The sequence below is a fragment of the Ruegeria sp. N11 genome (assembly GCF_056531525.1).
The window spans coordinates 1-16814 of the sequence record NZ_JBQFLX010000006.1; the positions used below are offsets into that span (position 1 = coordinate 1).

The window sequence follows — 16814 nt, forward strand, 5'->3', positions numbered from 1 at the left end:
ACCTGAAAGGACATATCCCACACCTAGCTCTCGGCCTATTTCCAATGGTTTGACCGCGCTGTCGGCAAAGGTAATCGAAGTCGAACCAGCGATCACAAATAGCTGTGGAAACTTCGAAAGCTGCGTCGTGATCGCTGTTCCAAAGCCTTCCGCCAGATAGCCGACCTCTTCAACTGGTGAGCGGTTCTCAAAGGGCAAAACGACAATGGAAGGTTCGTCCGGGATGGCAAGCGCCAACTCCTCTTGGTCGGTCAGGGGGCCCACATCTCTGGATCGCCACCATATTACCGCAACCAGCACCAAGCAGATGCATATTGCACCGACCAGAGTTAGCGCCCATTTGGATATGTGTGGTTTCGTATGCGCAACTGGCTCCGATACAGCCAAAGCCTTGGCCTTGTCATCCAGTACGACTTCGAAGGCTCGGACTGGTCTCTCTATGTTCTTGACTTCGGTCTCACCCAGATCCTCGAAATTCAGATCCAGTTTGTCCTGCACCTGATCCCGCACGCTGCGGTGAATGCAAATACCTCCGGGCTCAGCCAAACCTTCAAGGCGGGCAGCGACATTGACGCCATCACCATATATGTCTCCGTCCTCGGCAATCACATCTCCGATATTTATGCCGATCCGAAAAACAATTCTTTCACTTTCTGGAACGTCCGAGTTTCGAGAAAGCATTTCGTTTTGTACAGAAACGGCAAATTTCATTGCCTGTACGGTGCTTTCAAACTCCAGCAGTGCACCATCACCCATCAGCTTGATTGTCTTGCCGCCAAAACTCGCCGCAAAGGGTTCAATGAGTTCCAGCCGATGCGACTTTAGTGCAGCCAGCGTCGATGCCTCATCGCGTTCCATCAGCCGCGAGTAGCCCACGACGTCAATACTCAAGATAGTGGTAAGGCGGCGTTCCACTCCCGTTCTCCCCTACACCGAAGATTATCCACCCTGATCTATTGAATCCATAGTTCTGCTATTCGCCCTACACCAAATCGCATATTTGTGGCGCTGGTCGGGCTTCGACAAAGTCAGATTATTCATGACGGAGACCAAGCATGGTAACCAATAGACGCTGACACTGTGTGGGCGATGAGGTTGTGCGTGGCGGTGTGGAGTATTCGTCATGCAAGTTTTAAATCTACCCGTCATTCGAGTTGGCCGATCTGCGTGGAACAAAGGTCGGGTTATTGGCCAGAAGCGCCCGCTTTTGCCAAGGCATGTCTGGGCAATACGCGTTCGCTTAGAAATTTCAGAAGATCATAGGAACTTAGCACTCTTCAATTTAGCAATAGATAGTAAGCTCCGTGGTTGCGATCTAGTTCGCCTGAAAGTCGCAGACGTGTTTACTGCGGGAAAAGTAAAGGAACGAGCGTCAGTCAACCAAAGCAAGACACAGAAACCAGTTCGCTTTGAAATTAGCAGTGGTACACGAAACTCGCTTCTGAGATGGTTGAAACAACCTGCAATGAAAAGATCCGAGTACTTGTGGCCGGGACGGTTTCAGTATCGGCTGCATATTTCTACTCGTCAGTACGCGAGGTTGGTTCAGTCATGGGTCGCTTCGATTGGGCTTGATCCCAGCCAATATGGGACCCATTCAATGCGACGCACAAAAGTGGCGCAGATTTATCGTAGAACAGGTAACTTGCGAGCCGTGCAGCTATTGCTTGGTCACACCAAGATGGACAGTACAGTGCGTTACCTGGGTGTAGACATCGAAGACGCGCTCGCCATCGCGGAAGCCACCGTGGTGTAATCCATCAGGCCGCTTTCGAGCGGCCTTTTTTGCGCGCCCCCCCTAGAGTAGAACTATCAGCCCAAACCGGACATTCAATCCAAGACTTTGCTATTCCGGCTTTGCGACAAACGTAACCTTGGCAAATGTCTGCTCTATGAATGAGTTGTTGCTTTCTTAACCTTTGCCCTGTAGGTGAGGCGCAACGCCGCGTGTGGATGAACAAATCAGCGGTAAAGTATTCTCGCCCGTGATCCCCAGATCGTTGTCTTGAATAGCTCCTTGAGAGCAACGAAACGACGGCGGCTATTTCATACGAGCTTCCCAGTAGATTAGAGAGACCAAGTGCCGATAGCGGTGAACCGCGTTTATGGCACGAGACCAAACGCTTTTGACGACATTTGACACCCTCGGCCTTGCCGAGCCCATCCTGAAGGCCATCAAGGCTCAAGGATATTCGACCCCTACGCCCATTCAGGCCAAGGTCATTCCGCTGCTGCAATCTAAGCGCGACGTGATCGGTATTGCCCAGACCGGCACAGGAAAAACCGCCTCATTTGTATTGCCCCTGTTGCATCGGATTGAGCGTGAGAGATCAAAACCCGCTCCGAAACAGTGCACAGCCCTGATCCTTACGCCCACGCGTGAGCTTGCGGCGCAGATCGTGGACAACATCCTCGCTTACAGCAAGTTCAGCTTGATCACGGCGACACTTGTCGTCGGTGGCGTACGCCCCGGCGGGCAGATCAAGGCTCTCAGCGGCGGTGTGGACATTGTGGTGGCAACGCCTGGTCGCTTGCTGGATCATCTTGGCACAGGCGTCATCAATCTGTCTCAGACCAAGGCCATCGTGGTGGATGAGGCCGATCAGATGCTGGACTTGGGTTTTCTGCCCAGCATCCGAAAGATCATGGCCAAGCTGCCTGAAAAGCGACTGACTGCGCTTCTTTCGGCAACAATGCCGGGGCAGATCAGAAAGCTTGCCGATGATTTCCTGAACGATCCGGCAGAGGTTCAGGTAGCGGCTGTTTCAAAGCCGATTGAACGGATTGCGCAGAGCGTCAGACATGTTGCCAAGCAGGACAAACGCCGTGTCCTGGCAGACATTCTGTCGGACAAAGCTGTTCACCGCGCGGTCGTTTTTACACGCACCAAACGCGGTGCCGATAATGTCTGCAAACACTTGATTGCAGCCGGGATCAACTCAGCTGCCATTCATGGGAACAAAAGCCAGCCTCAGCGCGAACGTGCCATGGCAGGATTCCGGTCGGGATCAACCACCGTCCTTGTTGCCACCGATATTGCCGCACGGGGCATCGACATCGACGATGTATCCCATGTGGTGAATTATGAGCTTCCGAATGTGCCGGAATCCTATGTGCATCGCATTGGCCGGACCGCCCGCGCGGGCAGAACCGGCACCGCGATTTCACTGTGTGATCGTGAAGAGATGCCCCTCCTGCAGGATATTGAAAGGCTGATCGGCAACAGGCTGCCAAATGGCGATGAAATGCAAGCCGAACCTGCGAAACGCGGTCGCAATGCAAAACCGCAAAAGCCCAGCGTTGCCAATCTTGCACCTTCGCCAAAGCCGCGAACCGTTGGCCACGCGACGCACCAGCGAAACGGACACCGACAACACCAGATCGACCCCTCCCAAGCGCAGGACGGTCTTATGCGAATGCTCTCCAACATTGGTGAGTTTACCCAACCTGCTGCCTGAGCGTAGCAAACAGCCCCGACTAATCCCGGCGGGCGCACATGTCATTGAAAGGATAATCTCATGACGACCGGAACAGTAAAATGGTTCAACGAAACTAAAGGCTACGGCTTCATCGAATTGGATAACGGCAGCGGCGACGCATTTGTGCACATCAGCGCGGTTCAGCGCTCCGGCCTCGACAGCCTGAAAGAAGGTGCAAAGGTCGGCTTCGATCTGAAAGAAGACAGGATGCGCGGCAAGACCTCCGCCGAAAACCTGCAATTGCAGTAGGCAATTCACAGACGATGCCAGGCTGCGGCTGCAACTGTCGCTGTCTGGAGGCCCAGGCATTCTGAACCTGCCACTGGCTGCGCAGCGACTAACTGACATGTTAGGTTTAGAGCTGCCGATACCGGCGGTAAGCATGATGGGCCGGTCGAAGTCCAAAGAGGAAGTGTCGTTCCAAAAGGAGATATCGTCTGCTAGCCCGCAATGAATGCGTGGCAATGAAAGATCGACTAAGTTGACGTCGGGTTCGTTTAAGCTGCCAAATCCTTTCTTGATAAAAGCCTCGACAAAAAAAGGTGCGCTAATAGGATCGGTCATTCCGGCCCATTATTCCGCCTTGTTCAAGTCGCCGGTTGTCAAGATCGCGCCGGCCTGAAGGTCTTCGGCGTCTAGCATCGTTGCAACCCTTTCGAGCGCGGCAACAAGCATTGCCTGCTCCCAGTCCTCCATTTGCTTGAACCGCTGCACATAGAGCTGTTGCAGTGGATCAGGGGCGTCCTCAAGGGTTTTCCGCCCTTGATCGGTGATCAGGATATTGGTCTGCCGTCGGTCGGTCATGGATTTCTCGCGCACGACCATGCCGCCCGAAACCAGCTTGTCCACCAGCGCAGTGACAGTTGCCTGGCTGACATGCATGCGCATTGAAATCGCCTTGGCCGTGGTTTGCCCGGTCTCGCCAATCACTTGCAGCACACGAAGCTGGACCGCAGTCAGCCCGGCGGATTGCGCCAGTTCCCGGCCGGACATCTCGGTGGCGCGCAGGATTCGGCGCAGGGCGACAAGGCTGCTGTCGATACGATCCATGTATCTACTCCGCATTCGAATGGAGTGAGATTGTCAAAATTGCATTGATTTCTCAAGCGTTAACGGAAAATGAAATAATTAGTTCTACTAATTAAAATATCACTAATAGAAGTAGATTTACGACGCTTTAGTAAAAAATAGCTTCGTCTTTTGAAGTTTCGACTTTCCTGTGTTACTTAGCTAGTCAAAGTTTATTGATGGAGCGGTACATGCAGCATTCTTTGGAGTTGTTCGAACAACCTATTCCGGTTTTGCGTCCCCCTTTACCGGAAGACGGCGCAGCGGTGTCTTCGCTGGCCAGAACCGAGGATCAGGAAGCTATAGGTGGTTTTCTGGGCGAACTGGCAGCCTTTGATGACTACAAAGAATTCTCGATCATTGCGGAACTGGATGGAAACCTGGTCGGAGCGATGCTGGCTTATGTTCTGCCATATGACCTGGAAACCCTGTTTATCTGGCAGGTCGGCGTTTCAGAGGATGAGGCGGACAAGGGTCTTGCGTCGTTGATGCTGGGGCAGGTGATGCGTCGGGACGTCTGCACCGATGTCACCCGTGTTCAGACCGTAATTGCGTCCAACGACGAGCGAACCTGGGCTTGTTTCCGCCGGTTTGCGCGGTCGCAGCAATCCCGGATGGATATCCAGCCCTTAATCACGCAGGCACTGACCCCATATCGCCGCCATGAATGCAGCAATCTTGTGACGATCCGTCTTGCGGATCGCAATGATCTCGCGGTCTGACCGCGCCACGACATTTTCAACTAAAGTGAGAGAGCAGAATGAACGTAGCCACGACTATATCAAACGACACCTCATACTACGGTGATGAAGCGGCAACTCTGGGCGACCGGATCGTCGCCGCGCGCGAAGCCGTTGGATACTCGCAAAAGAAGCTTGCCAGTCGCCTGGGCGTCAAACTGAAAACCGTGCAGGGATGGGAAGAAGATCGTACCGAGCCACGTGCAAACAAGGCGCAGATGATGTCCGGCATTCTTGGGGTCTCTCTGGTTTGGCTTCTGAGCGGTGAGGGAGAAGGTGTGCTTGAACCGACCGATACCATTTCCGGATCGGAGGATATTCAGGGCGTCCTTGATGAAATCCGGACCCTCCGGACAGATATGGCTCAGACCACCCGCAGGCTGGGCACTGTTGAAAAACGACTGCGCGCCAGACTTTGACATCGGCGCAAGTGCGAACTTCAGGCATGACCTACGGCCATGCCTCAAATGACAAAAAAAGGAGCAGATGATGACAGGACCGGATTCCAGCCTTGTGCCCGTTGATCCGGCGCAAGGCAACCGTTCGGACACCAATTCCGAGCCCTTCGCTACACCGCTGGAGGTCCGCGAAAAGGCAGGTTTGACCGCGGCGGAAATAGCCGAACTTATCGGGATGAGCGAATCTGGTTACAAATTGTGGGAGAGCGGCGTCCGCCGCCCCGGAGGACCAGCGTATAAACTCCTTGCGCTACTGGATGCTCATCCAAAAGAAACAGTTACTCGTCTTCGGGAACAGATTTGAACGATACCCGTGCAGATCGCTTTGTTTTGCTTGCCAGCCGTGGACAAGATTGGTCTCGTTGTCAGGCCAGGAACAGAATTGAAATTTACTTTGGCAATGGGCCGATCACACTGCGGTATCAATGTGCCCAGAATTCCTGTCTCGCCATTGTGCCTTAGTACCCGAAATTGGCCTTTGAAGCAGACTTTAAACGCAATGCGTTTGTGCAGTTGTACTGCGCATCACGGAAATCGTTTTCTGCCAGTTTGCCAATAGCTCCGTTTCAAAGGTGGTATCCCGCTGAATTTTGTCTCTCAGTTATTCTCAAAGCCACCTAATAACTCGCCGGTCTCAAAAATTGACCATTCCGCAGCACGCGCTTCTTGACGAGCGTGCGTCCTTGACTCTTCACAGACTAGGAACGACAAGAGTGTATTGGTAAAAAATTACTCGCCGCCGCGATGCTGCCGGTTACGATAATCCAATGGCATTCAGACTAATTGTAGCATGAGCCTCAGCCTAGGAACGGGTTTCGCTGGGGTTTTCGCTATGAGCTCGTTCCTCGCAAGCATTCGCAACTGTCACCTGACGTGCTCCAGTCATCGCGTGACCCATGAAAGAAGGCGCCGTATGAACAGCACATGGCTCTTATATTGCGTGCTTGATGCCCGATAGATCAGGTCTCAGGCTCGGTTTCGACCATTCATTCATCGTGTTTGCTCGCTGCATTCTTTGTTTGTTCCCAACACTTTTGGTGATTCTCTCAGGAACGCAGCTTCCTGCTCAGGTCGCGGGCAATGCCGATGGGTCTGTTTGTGACGAAGGTTTCGAAAACAAGAACGGATCCTGCCAAATAACAGACTTGCCAGAAAACGCATTTTTGACGGGTAGCGCCTATGGCAGCGGCTGGGAATGCAATCACGGTTTTCAGAATGTCGGAGAACTCTGCGAGGAAATAAGAGTTCCTGAAAATGCCTATCTTGCATCAACCGGAGATCAGTGGGAGTGCAATCGGCTGTTCCAGCGTGTCGGAGATCAATGTGAAGAAGTGAGTTCGCCTCAAAATGGGCACGTCGAAACCCGGTTTGGCGTGCAGGAAATACACTGCAACTGGGGATTTCGTAAGGAGAACCAGGATTGTGTTGCAATAGAGGTCCCAGAAAACGGCCGTCTGAGCGACAGAGGAAACTCGGATGGTTGGGTATGCCTCAGAGGTTACAGCGCAGCGGAGAGCGGCTGTGAGCCTGTGGCTGTTCCACTGCATGCATACCTTGCGCCTGAAACTTATTCCGGATGGAAATGCGAACGTGGTTTTCGCGCAAACCGGGACAGGTGCGTTGCGATCCTTGTCCCTTCAAACGCGCATTTGAATCGAAGAGGTGATGGTTGGGAATGTAATCGGCCGTTCACGAGACAGAACGACAAGTGCACCGAAAATTTGCCGAGAAAATAGGTTGCTGGAAATCAATATCGCCTGACAAATTCGGAAGGATCAAGCCGTGAACCATAACTCGATTGACGAAAACCTGGGCAAAATGCTCAAGGCCGAAAGGGCGCATCGCTGGTCCTACAGAGCGAAGATGTTTATCGCGTTATTGGTGTTTGTTGCGGCCATAATTGTGGTGGTGTTTCTCTAATGCGCAAAAATGCCCCTCAAGTAACCCTTCCCGGTTCAAAGATGTCAGCTCGTGATCTGGAACAAAGAGCATTTCAGGACCGCAGTGTTCGTAAGTCGCGGAACGCTGACGTAGCAGGAGTGATTGAAGAAGAATTTGGAAAGTACTTGATTAAGGCTGGCATCCTGAGCGGTAACAGCGTTGCGCGCGCATTTCCCAAGCCACCGGCTAAAACGCAGACAATGATTGCCGATGCAGTCGGCGAAACACCAGCATTGGCCATCGAAGCCTTAAAAGAAATTCTCGGTGAACGAGACAGGAAACGTAGTGGTCAACGCCGTTTGGAGGGTAACTCCGGCACTCTCGTTCCCAGCGAAAGAGAATATGCCGAGGCACTGCGACAGATCAGGCTCACCCCTGCGCAGGTCACAATGCTCAAAGCACTTACAATCGCAGGCAAGGACGGCCTGACCATTGGTCACTTGTCTCAGGCGGCTGGTTACAAATCGCGCGAGGCCTCCATCAAGGTTTTCAAGAAAATCGGACTATTGATCGCAGAATATCTGGAACTGGACCTACCCGAAGCTGGATCGGCTCAGAATGATGGAGCCGCTCAGGTCCTGGCATTTTCTCACATCGAAAGTGACGATAAGCCAGCAACTTGGATTATGCATCAGGAACTGCGCGACGCTGTTCGCTCGGTTCTATGACGTACGTTCCAGCCCCCGCTTTGGAAGCGAGCTCTGAACCGGAACAAATGCACGAAAGGTTGCCCACGTAGCTAATGTTGGAAAAAAGACCATATCCGCTCGACCTGATCTATGTTCCTGCGAAACGGGCGAAAACGCTTGAACAACAAAAAGTTCTGACGCTGGCCGAAGATATTCTGAAGAACGGCCAGAAGACCCCGATCCAGATACGCTCGGACAACAAGAGGTTCGTGCTAATTGAAGGCCTTCACCGACTAGAGGCCATTCGCGCCTTGGGCGGTGATACGGTCGAAGCCTATCTGGTACGTGCCAGACTACACTAATTGCCTATTGGAATTGGCGTTCGACAAAGCCTCAGAAAATGTCAGCAGACGTTGACTTTTTTTTCATCCCAAAGATGCAATCGTGCACAATGAAAGCTCTCATATAGAGTAATACGCTGGCAATTTTCTAACGCAGAATGGTCACGCAAAACTTCGTTTAGTCGGTAAAACGGGATGCGGCTGGCAAGGTGGTGAACATGGTGTACGCCGATATTAGCAGAGAACCACCGCAGGATGCCTGGTAGAGCATAGTGAGAACTTCCATAGAATGCGGCGTTCTGAAGGTTCCACCCCTCTTCCCGTTCCCAGGTCGTGTGTTCAAACTGGTGTTGAATATAGAAAAGCCAAATACCAATCGATGATGCGACAATCATGGTTGGTAGGAAAACATACGCTAAAACCTCAATGCCTCCGGCCCAAAAAACTAGGGCCAATATCCCTGCAATTGCAGCGTTTGTTCCCATCGCACTTGCCCAGTACAGCCAGCCCGAACGCATGAAACCAAGAGGTAGACGGTTTTGAATAAAGAACGTATAGATCGGCGCAACACCGAACAGGAAGACGGGGTTCCGGGTCAGACGATAAGCGGCACGCCCGAACCACTTCCGCTTGAGCTATTCTTCAGTGGTCAATGTAGGGATGTCACCCATACCACGCCGATCAAGGTTACCGGTTGAGGCGTGGTGAATCGCATGGCTTTGCCGCCAAACGTCATAGGGTGTCAGGGCAAGAACACCTAGAACCCGACCGGTCCAATTGCAAACAGTGCGACTTCTAAAGAAAGATCCATGACCGCAATCATGCATAATGATGAAGATACGGACCAGAAATGCGGCATTCAGGATGGCCAGTAGTATTGCGATCCAGACACTAAAATATAAAGCCATCCACGCTAGAGCCCATAGCGCGAATAAGGGGACAACGGTGATCGCAATTTCATAAACACTGCGCTTTGCATCGGGCACACGGTATTGCGCGAGCACCCGCGTCTACTCTTTAGGTTGCAACTTACTTGTTCTCCAACGGCGTATAGTAGCCCATTGTTCAAAAGGGCACCCGAAAAGGGTGCCCTAAAAGGTCAGGCGAGTGCCAGATTGGCGGCGCTTTCGCGCCCGTCACGGCCAGCTTCAACGTCGAAGGTAACCTTCTGGCCATCCTTCAATTCGCTGATACCGGAACGTTCAAGTGCTGAGATATGCACGAACACATCGCGCTTGCCATCTTCAGGTTCGATAAAGCCAAAACCTTTGGTCGAGTTGAACCATTTTACTGTGCCATTTGCCATGGTGGAGGTCTCCTAATACTTGCCGCCCGCATCATTGCGGCGACTCGGCGTGGTCGGTCTGAATCGAAAGACTGAACGCCGAATTGGGGAGACAGCAGGTCGAAAAAGAAAAACGTAAGCCTTGTGTATATGGGCTTCGAGTACGCACGATACAAGCCTTGATGCTTTGGCGGACAACAGAGAATTTGAGCCTGTCTGGCTTAGAACTAGGCAAGTAGAGGTGAAACCGTTGCTCTTCGATCCAAACTTGAAGGTGGCTTGGGTCAGCGGCACAGAAGACTAACGATCATTTTTAGGAAATTATCCTGCTGCATACGAAACAGCGATAAGCGTCCATTTTGGTGCCTTGGCGAGACTTTGCAAAGTTCGCTTTCTGCGCATTTCTGACGTTCTGCAGCCGGGATGCTGCTCAGCAGCGAATTGGAGCTTTGCCCCGTCCCTGTATATCCGATCTCCGTTCCTCACTGCGCTCCGGACGAATTGCGGTTATTCGCTCCGCACCGCGACGGATCTGTTGCAAACTTTTTGCCATTGACGCTCAAGAACGCAGAGAGTGAATAGCGGCCGGTGTAATTCAGCCGAAAGTCAGTTCATGATTTCTTTCAAGGGTGCACAGTATCCGAAAGATGTGATCCTATTCGCAGTATTCTTCTACGTTCGATATGGTGTTTCATACCGTGACCTGGAGGAAATCATGGGTGAGCGCGGTGTTTCGGTGGACCACACTACACTGAACCGCTGGGTGAAGAGATACTCTAGCGCGATTGCCGAGGCCGCGCGTCGCCGCAAAAAATCTTGCGATCGTTCTTGGAGAGTGGACGAGACCTACATCAAGGTGAAAGGGGCGTGGGTATACCTCTACCGAGCTGTCGACAAGCACGGTAAGACGCTTGATTTCATGCTTTCGCAGCGTCGAAACAAACCCGCCGCCACCAAATTCTTTGCCCGGGCACTGGAGGTCAACGGCCTTCCAAGAAAGATTGTCATCGACAAGAGCGGAGCCAACACAGCCGGCATCAAGGCCATAAACAAGATGTTGAAAGGCTTTGGTTGCCCAGTCCAAATTGAAATGGTCCGGCGGAAATACTTGAACAACATTGTGGAACAGGACCACCGTTTCATCAAAAGACGAACTCGCCCGATGCTGGGGTTCAAAGCCTTCGCATCAGCAGCGGCAACGTTGGATGGAATTGAAGTGGCGCACATGATCCGCAAAGGTCAACTCACGCCCGGAATCTGTCCGTTTCGTCAATTTGCAGAACTGGCGGCATAGGCAGCGGGTTCGGTGTCAACTCTTCGTTTAGTCAGAAACTTCGCAACAGAGCCCTATTTTGCCAATCGGGTGATACGACATGAATGACCGGAAAATTGTCGATCATCGCGCTGCCATTCCGACCGGGGCAGGGCGGGCAGATTGGCGACAAGCCCTAGCATGGACGCAAGACACGAACAGACTGGCACCTTGCCAATTCCCTAAATCACTCATCGGCTAAGTTCACGAGTGCCAGCGATCAAACAGTTTGCGACAGAAATCTGGGGTGCTCAAAAAAACAGGCTGGTAACGGGGTTCACCTGAAAATAAGGTGATCAGACAGCTTTTTCGGGAGAGATGCCCAATATGACTCCATTTGCGATCGCCGGCGTTCAGATGCACGTCGCAGCGCTTCATTCGAACGTAGAGGCGATGCGCCATCGTATTGAAATTCTGATGGCCCGGTTTCCATGGACTCAGATGGTTCTGTTTTCCGAACTTGCGCCCTATGGGCCACTGGACCGTTTCGCGCAGCCGTTCCCGAATGACGCAATATTGCAGTTTCAGGAGGATGCGCGCCGCTTCGGTATTTGGCTGATCCCCGGGTCGATGTTCGAAAAAACCGAAGATGGGCGTATTCTGAACACGTCTGTCGTCATCAATCCCGACGGCGAAATTGTTGCCAAGTATTCGAAGATGTTTCCCTTCCGCCCGTATGAGGCCGGGATTTCGGCCGGGACTGATTTCTGTGTTTTTGATGTCCCGAATGTCGGGCGCTTTGGCCTTTCCATCTGCTATGACATTTGGTTCCCGGAAACGACACGGCAACTGACCAGTCAGGGTGTTGAGGTTCTTCTTCACCCGGTCCTGACCGGGACCACTGACCGCGAAGCGGAACTTGCCATTGCAAGGGCGACCGCGGCGCAGTTTCAGTGTTACGTCATTGACGTGAATGGCCTGGGGGCCGGTGGCGTCGGTCGTTCGCTGGTGGTCGACCCATCAGCAACGGTGTTGCACCAGTCCGCCGGACAGGAAGACATGTTCCCGATCGAAATCGATCTGGATCAGGTGCGGCGTCAACGGGAAACCGGTCTCAAGGGACTTGGGCAAGTTCTCAAGAGCTTCCGGGATCGCGACGCGGATTTCACGGTTTATGATCGCACAAGCGGTGCCGATGCTTACCTGAACACGCTCGGACCGCTGGAAATTCCCCGGCAGGGCTCGGATCGCGGTTTGCTGGCATCCGACCCCAGAACTTCGATTGAAGAAGCGGAAAGAGATTTGCTGACGCCGCCTAACCTTTCTGTCTTACACGGAAAGACGGGTTCGGATTAATCGGATCAGGAGGCGGCACTGATCCGGACGCGACAGAAAGGAGGCAGGTATTGAACTTGCACTCGCAGAAGAAGAAGTTGCCGTCCCTACGAGATTATTACAGCGCCACGCAACTTCGCGCTGATCGATGGAGCGCCTTACGAGAGGCCGCTGAAGGCCTCGCCCTTCATGGCCGGGAAAAACGCCAGAGCCAGAAGCTGATGGCGACGGCGGAGCATCTGTTTGATGTTCTGGAACCGATCGAGCTTTACTGGGCGTTCCCCGGAATCCACGCGTTCGAGCATCTGCGGCGTCTTCTGCAAAATGGCAATGTTCAGGATCTGTCGATCTGCGTTCGTCGTATTGCGCGGGCGCTGACGTCGGGCGCTTACAGGCGGCGGTCGATTCCGCTGTCTTCCGATGAAATAGACAATGAGGACTATGAAGACGAAGCCTCGCTTGCGCCAGAAGCCCGTGCATTGGGGCGGCCATATTTTGAGGTGCTGATCGTCGATGACGTTACTGAACATCAGGAAAGATTCCTGCGGCAAAACCTGCTGCGCATGCGTCGGCTGGAAGATTCCTTCATTTATGAACCGGTCATTGTTCCGTCGCTGGAGGACGCCCTGATCGGGGTTCTGTTCAACTACAACGTTCAGGCCGTGGTGATCCGGCCGGGCTTGTCGCTCAAGTCGAAGATCGATCTTCCGATCCTGAATCAGTACCTGACGCGTGTCAGCGAGGACGAGGATGTTGACGGTCTCGACCCGCATGAATACGGACCTGAAGCCTGTCGGCTTATCGAGAAGATCCGACCCGAACTGGACGCATATCTTGTCACAGACCGTTCTGCCGAAGATATAGCCGGGCTGGATTTGGGCCGCTGCCGACGCGTCTTTTACAATCAGGAAGACTTTCAGGAACTGCACCTCAACATCCTTCGCGGCGTCGATCGCAGATTCAAAACGCCGTTTTTCTCGGCCCTGAAGGAATATTCGAAACAGCCAACAGGTGTTTTCCACGCCATGCCGATCAGCCGCGGCAAATCGATCAGCCGTTCGCACTGGATTCAGGACATGGGGGCATTCTACGGGTCGAACATCTTTCTGGCTGAAACATCCGCGACCTCGGGCGGGCTGGACAGCCTGCTGGAACCGCGCGGCCCGATCAAGGAAGCGCAGGACATGGCCGCCCGCGCTTTTGGGGCGAAACACACGTTCTTTGCCACCAACGGCACTTCGACGTGCAACAAGATCGTTGTTCAGTCGGTCGTTCGACCCGGTGACATTGTTCTGGTCGACCGGGATTGCCACAAATCGCACCATTACGGCATGGTTCTGGCCGGGGCGAGCGTCGTCTATATGGACAGCTATCCGCTGCACGAACACTCGATGTACGGTGCCGTGCCGCTGAAAGAGATCAAGCACACCCTGTTGAAGCTGAAAGATGCCGGAAAGCTGGATCGCGTCCGGATGGTGCTGTTGACCAACTGCACCTTCGACGGGGTTGTCTACAATGTTCAGCGTGTCATGGAAGAGTGTCTGGCCATCAAGAAGGACTTGATCTTTCTGTGGGACGAAGCCTGGTTCGGTTTTGCGCGGTTTGACCCGACCTACCGCCAGCGTACCGCCATGGGGGTTGCAAACGTGTTGCGGCAAACGCTGCGCACGCCGGAAGCGGCCAGCGCCTGGGCGGCCCAGCAGGAAAAGCTTGAGAGTGCGAGCCACGAAAAGCTGCTCGAGACCCGGCTGGTTCCGCCACCCGATGCCCGCGTCCGCGTCTATGCCACGCAATCGACCCACAAGACTCTGACGTCATTGCGGCAGGGGTCGATGATTCACGTCAACGATCAGGACTTCAAAGGCGAGGTGGAGCAGGCTTTCCACGAGGCCTACATGACCCACACCTCGACTTCACCAAACTACCAGATCATCGCTTCTCTGGACGTGGGGCGCCGACAGGTCGAACTGGAAGGTTTCGAATTTGTGCAAAAGCAGATCGAGACAGCCATGTCGATCCGGCGCGCCATCTCGGACCATCCGGTTTTGCAGAAGTATTTCAAGGTGGTGACTGCCGGCGAAATGATTCCGGAACAGTTCCGGGAGAGCGGCGTCGAGGCTTACTATGATCCTGATCACGGTTGGGTCGAAAAGTGGACGATGTGGAGCCAGGACGAATTTGTACTGGACCCGACACGCATAACGCTGGCCGTGGGTGGAACAGGCTGGGACGGCGACACGTTCAAGACCAAGATCCTGATGGACAAATATGGCATCCAGATCAACAAGACGTCGCGGAACACCGTGCTGTTCATGACCAATATCGGGACAACCCGATCCTCGGTCGCATACCTGATCGAAGTGCTGGTCGAAATTGCCAATGACCTGGACGAGCTTCTGGACGATGCCTCGAAAATGGAACGAAGGTCATTTGAAAACCGGGTCCAGGCTTTGGTCGAAGACGTGCCGCCGTTGCCGGATTTCAGCCGGTTCCACGATGCCTTCAGGGATGGATCAGATACGCCCGAAGGAGATATCCGGACCGCGTTTTTCCTCGCTTATGACGAGGACAACTGCGACTATATTCCGACCGATGACAAGCTGATGGCGCGGCTTGAAGCGGGTGAGGAGCTTGTCTCGTCCAGCTTCATTATTCCCTATCCGCCAGGCTTCCCGATTCTGGTGCCCGGTCAGGTCATCAGTCCGGAAATCCTGTCATTCATGCGGGCGCTGGACGTCAGTGAAATTCATGGTTTCCGCGAAGACCTGGGTCTGCGCGTGTTTACCCAAGAGGCCTTGGAGTCCGTCAAAAAATAATATCAGGGGAGAGGTTAAATGCCCAAGAAGGTACTCAAGAACATTTCGGAAATCCGTCGTTACTTTCACACGAATTCGGACCCGATCTACTTTGTCTCGGCGACCAATTTCAACCTGCTCGGTCTGGATGAATGGGTCAAGAATTTCAAGTACATCTGCTACATGGATTGCTTTGACGGACGCCATCCCAACGTTCTGGTTCCTTCCGAACTTCCCCATGACGAGTTTCAGTCGATCGAAGACATCAACAACTATCTGCTTCAGCACAAGGAAGTTGTCGAATACGTCAAGGCGCGCGGCGGCAAGCCGAAATTCGTTTTCCTGATGTTCGACGAAAAGACGGAAAAACTGGTCAAGGAACTGGGCGGCGAGGTCTGGTTCCCCAAGGCGAAGCTGCGCACCAAGATGGACAACAAAATCGAAACTGTCCGGGTCGGCAACAAAGCGGGTGTCCCGTCGGTTCCCAACACGCTGTCCAAGGTCGACAGCTATGACCAGTTGAAAAAGGTCTGCAAAAAGGCGGGGCTCGGCGATGATCTTGTCCTGCAAAGTGCGTTTGGAGACTCGGGCCACACCACCTTTTTCATCAAGTCCGAGGCCGATTTCCGCAAACACGAACATGAGATCGTGGGCCAGGGCGAAATCAAAATCATGAAACGCATCGATTGCCGGGGTTCGGCGATCGAAGCCTGCGCCACGTCCGAAGGCACGATTGTCGGCCCCCTGATGACGGAACTAATCGGGTTCAAGGAATTGACCCCCTATCGCGGAGGCTGGTGCGGAAACGAGATTTTCTCGACTGCGTTCCCGCCGAAGACGCGCGAGAAAGCGCGGGAACTGACGTTCAAATTTGGCGAACAACTTCGCAAGGAAGGATATCGCGGCTATTTCGAACTGGATTTCCTGATCGACAAAAAGACCGGCGACATCTGGTTGGGCGAGCTCAACCCCCGGATCACGGGCGCGTCCTCGATGACCAACCACGCGGCTTTCGCGCATGCAGATGCGCCGCTGTTCCTGTTTCACCTGCTGGAGTTCTCGAAAAAACCATTCAACCTGGGTGTCGAGGAACTGAACGCACGCTGGGCCGATCCCGACATGATCGATTCCTGGTCGCAAATGGTGATCAAGCACACCGAGGACACGGTCGATATCATCACCAATGCCCCGGAATCCGGGATCTACAAGATGTTGCCGGACGGGCGGGTGGTGTTCGACCGGTTCGACTATCACCGGCGCGCGGTGGAAAGCGAAGACGAAGCGTTCTTTTTGCGGATATCGAATGTTGGCGACTACCGGTACGAAGGGGCCGATCTGGGCATCCTGGTCACACGCGGCCGGTCGATGACCAAGGGTTTTCAGCTTACGGCTAAGTCGAAGCATTGGATCAATGGCATCAAGAACGCGTTCTCGGCACGTCCGCTGCCATCGGCTCAGGCATTTGAGGATCCGGCGTTTAAGATTATGTAG

General features: G+C 53.4%; 17 protein-coding genes and 1 pseudogene. 14 read left to right on the forward strand and 4 right to left on the reverse strand.

Annotated features, from left to right (window positions below):
- Positions 1 to 915 (reverse strand): adenylate/guanylate cyclase domain-containing protein (locus tag ACR0J8_RS07785; protein WP_480889512.1); only part of this gene is annotated, 915 nt, incomplete at its 3' end.
- A 208-nt stretch (positions 916 to 1123) separates the two neighbouring features.
- On the opposite strand from ACR0J8_RS07785, the gene ACR0J8_RS07790 reads away from it, so the two are divergent.
- The 3 genes from ACR0J8_RS07790 (at position 1124) to ACR0J8_RS07800 (ending at position 3728) form a co-directional block, all read left to right on the forward strand.
- Positions 1124 to 1756 carry a tyrosine-type recombinase/integrase gene (locus ACR0J8_RS07790; protein WP_480889515.1) on the forward strand — a complete coding sequence of 211 codons (633 nt, stop codon included), beginning with the start codon at positions 1124 to 1126 and terminating at the stop codon, positions 1754 to 1756.
- Positions 1757 to 2105: 349 nt separating this feature from the next.
- A complete protein-coding gene (locus tag ACR0J8_RS07795; protein ID WP_480523190.1) occupies positions 2106 to 3458 on the forward strand; it encodes a DEAD/DEAH box helicase in 1353 nt (450 codons plus the stop codon).
- Between the two features lie 60 nt (positions 3459 to 3518).
- Positions 3519 to 3728 (forward strand): cold-shock protein, encoded by a 210-nt coding sequence (locus tag ACR0J8_RS07800; RefSeq protein ID WP_170329064.1) that lies wholly within the window; start codon positions 3519 to 3521, stop codon positions 3726 to 3728.
- Positions 3729 to 4052: 324 nt separating this feature from the next.
- On the opposite strand, the gene ACR0J8_RS07805 is transcribed toward ACR0J8_RS07800, so the two are convergent.
- On the reverse strand, positions 4053 to 4529 hold the full coding sequence (locus ACR0J8_RS07805) for a MarR family winged helix-turn-helix transcriptional regulator (RefSeq protein WP_480523191.1): 477 nt from the start codon (positions 4527 to 4529) through the stop codon (positions 4053 to 4055).
- A 209-nt stretch (positions 4530 to 4738) separates the two neighbouring features.
- Here ACR0J8_RS07805 and ACR0J8_RS07810 point away from each other — a divergent pair, with 209 nt between their 5' ends.
- The 7 genes from ACR0J8_RS07810 to ACR0J8_RS07840 all read left to right on the forward strand — a co-directional run bounded on the left by ACR0J8_RS07810 (position 4739) and on the right by ACR0J8_RS07840 (position 8677).
- Positions 4739 to 5269 (forward strand): GNAT family N-acetyltransferase, encoded by a 531-nt coding sequence (locus tag ACR0J8_RS07810; protein ID WP_480523193.1) that lies wholly within the window; start codon positions 4739 to 4741, stop codon positions 5267 to 5269.
- Positions 5270 to 5307: 38 nt separating this feature from the next.
- Positions 5308 to 5706, forward strand: a complete 399-nt coding sequence (locus ACR0J8_RS07815; RefSeq protein WP_480523195.1) for a helix-turn-helix domain-containing protein — start codon at positions 5308 to 5310, stop codon at positions 5704 to 5706.
- 70 nt (positions 5707 to 5776) lie between these two features.
- Positions 5777 to 6049 carry a helix-turn-helix domain-containing protein gene (locus tag ACR0J8_RS07820; protein ID WP_480889520.1) on the forward strand — a complete coding sequence of 91 codons (273 nt, stop codon included), beginning with the start codon at positions 5777 to 5779 and terminating at the stop codon, positions 6047 to 6049.
- 643 nt (positions 6050 to 6692) lie between these two features.
- Entirely contained in the window at positions 6693 to 7481 is a 789-nt protein-coding gene (locus ACR0J8_RS07825) for a hypothetical protein (RefSeq protein WP_480889522.1), read from the forward strand.
- A gap of 46 nt (positions 7482 to 7527) precedes the next feature.
- A complete protein-coding gene (locus tag ACR0J8_RS07830) occupies positions 7528 to 7665 on the forward strand; it encodes a hypothetical protein (protein WP_170712025.1) in 138 nt (45 codons plus the stop codon).
- Positions 7665 to 8354 carry a hypothetical protein gene (locus ACR0J8_RS07835; RefSeq protein ID WP_480523199.1) on the forward strand — a complete coding sequence of 230 codons (690 nt, stop codon included), beginning with the start codon at positions 7665 to 7667 and terminating at the stop codon, positions 8352 to 8354. The genes ACR0J8_RS07830 and ACR0J8_RS07835 overlap by 1 nt, the downstream gene beginning before the upstream one ends.
- A gap of 74 nt (positions 8355 to 8428) precedes the next feature.
- Positions 8429 to 8677: a ParB N-terminal domain-containing protein gene (locus ACR0J8_RS07840; RefSeq protein ID WP_480889526.1), complete on the forward strand. Its 249-nt coding sequence runs from the start codon at positions 8429 to 8431 to the stop codon at positions 8675 to 8677.
- A 41-nt stretch (positions 8678 to 8718) separates the two neighbouring features.
- Here the strand turns inward: ACR0J8_RS07840 and ACR0J8_RS07845 are convergent.
- Both ACR0J8_RS07845 and ACR0J8_RS07850 read right to left on the reverse strand, forming a co-directional pair.
- Positions 8719 to 9564 (reverse strand): annotated as a pseudogene (locus ACR0J8_RS07845) (fatty acid desaturase).
- 191 nt (positions 9565 to 9755) lie between these two features.
- A complete protein-coding gene (locus ACR0J8_RS07850; protein WP_170766031.1) occupies positions 9756 to 9962 on the reverse strand; it encodes a cold-shock protein in 207 nt (68 codons plus the stop codon).
- A 592-nt stretch (positions 9963 to 10554) separates the two neighbouring features.
- Here ACR0J8_RS07850 and ACR0J8_RS07855 point away from each other — a divergent pair.
- The 4 genes from ACR0J8_RS07855 (at position 10555) to ACR0J8_RS07870 (ending at position 16814) form a co-directional block, all read left to right on the forward strand.
- Positions 10555 to 11235 (forward strand): IS6 family transposase, encoded by a 681-nt coding sequence (locus ACR0J8_RS07855; protein ID WP_353392075.1) that lies wholly within the window; start codon positions 10555 to 10557, stop codon positions 11233 to 11235.
- Between the two features lie 345 nt (positions 11236 to 11580).
- Positions 11581 to 12549 (forward strand): carbon-nitrogen hydrolase family protein, encoded by a 969-nt coding sequence (locus ACR0J8_RS07860; protein ID WP_170682689.1) that lies wholly within the window; start codon positions 11581 to 11583, stop codon positions 12547 to 12549.
- Positions 12550 to 12599: 50 nt separating this feature from the next.
- The gene (locus ACR0J8_RS07865; protein WP_480523204.1) at positions 12600 to 15344 is read left to right on the forward strand and encodes an aminotransferase class I/II-fold pyridoxal phosphate-dependent enzyme; all 2745 of its coding nucleotides are present in this window, start codon (positions 12600 to 12602) and stop codon (positions 15342 to 15344) included.
- A gap of 18 nt (positions 15345 to 15362) precedes the next feature.
- Positions 15363 to 16814: a biotin carboxylase gene (locus ACR0J8_RS07870; RefSeq protein ID WP_480889530.1), complete on the forward strand. Its 1452-nt coding sequence runs from the start codon at positions 15363 to 15365 to the stop codon at positions 16812 to 16814.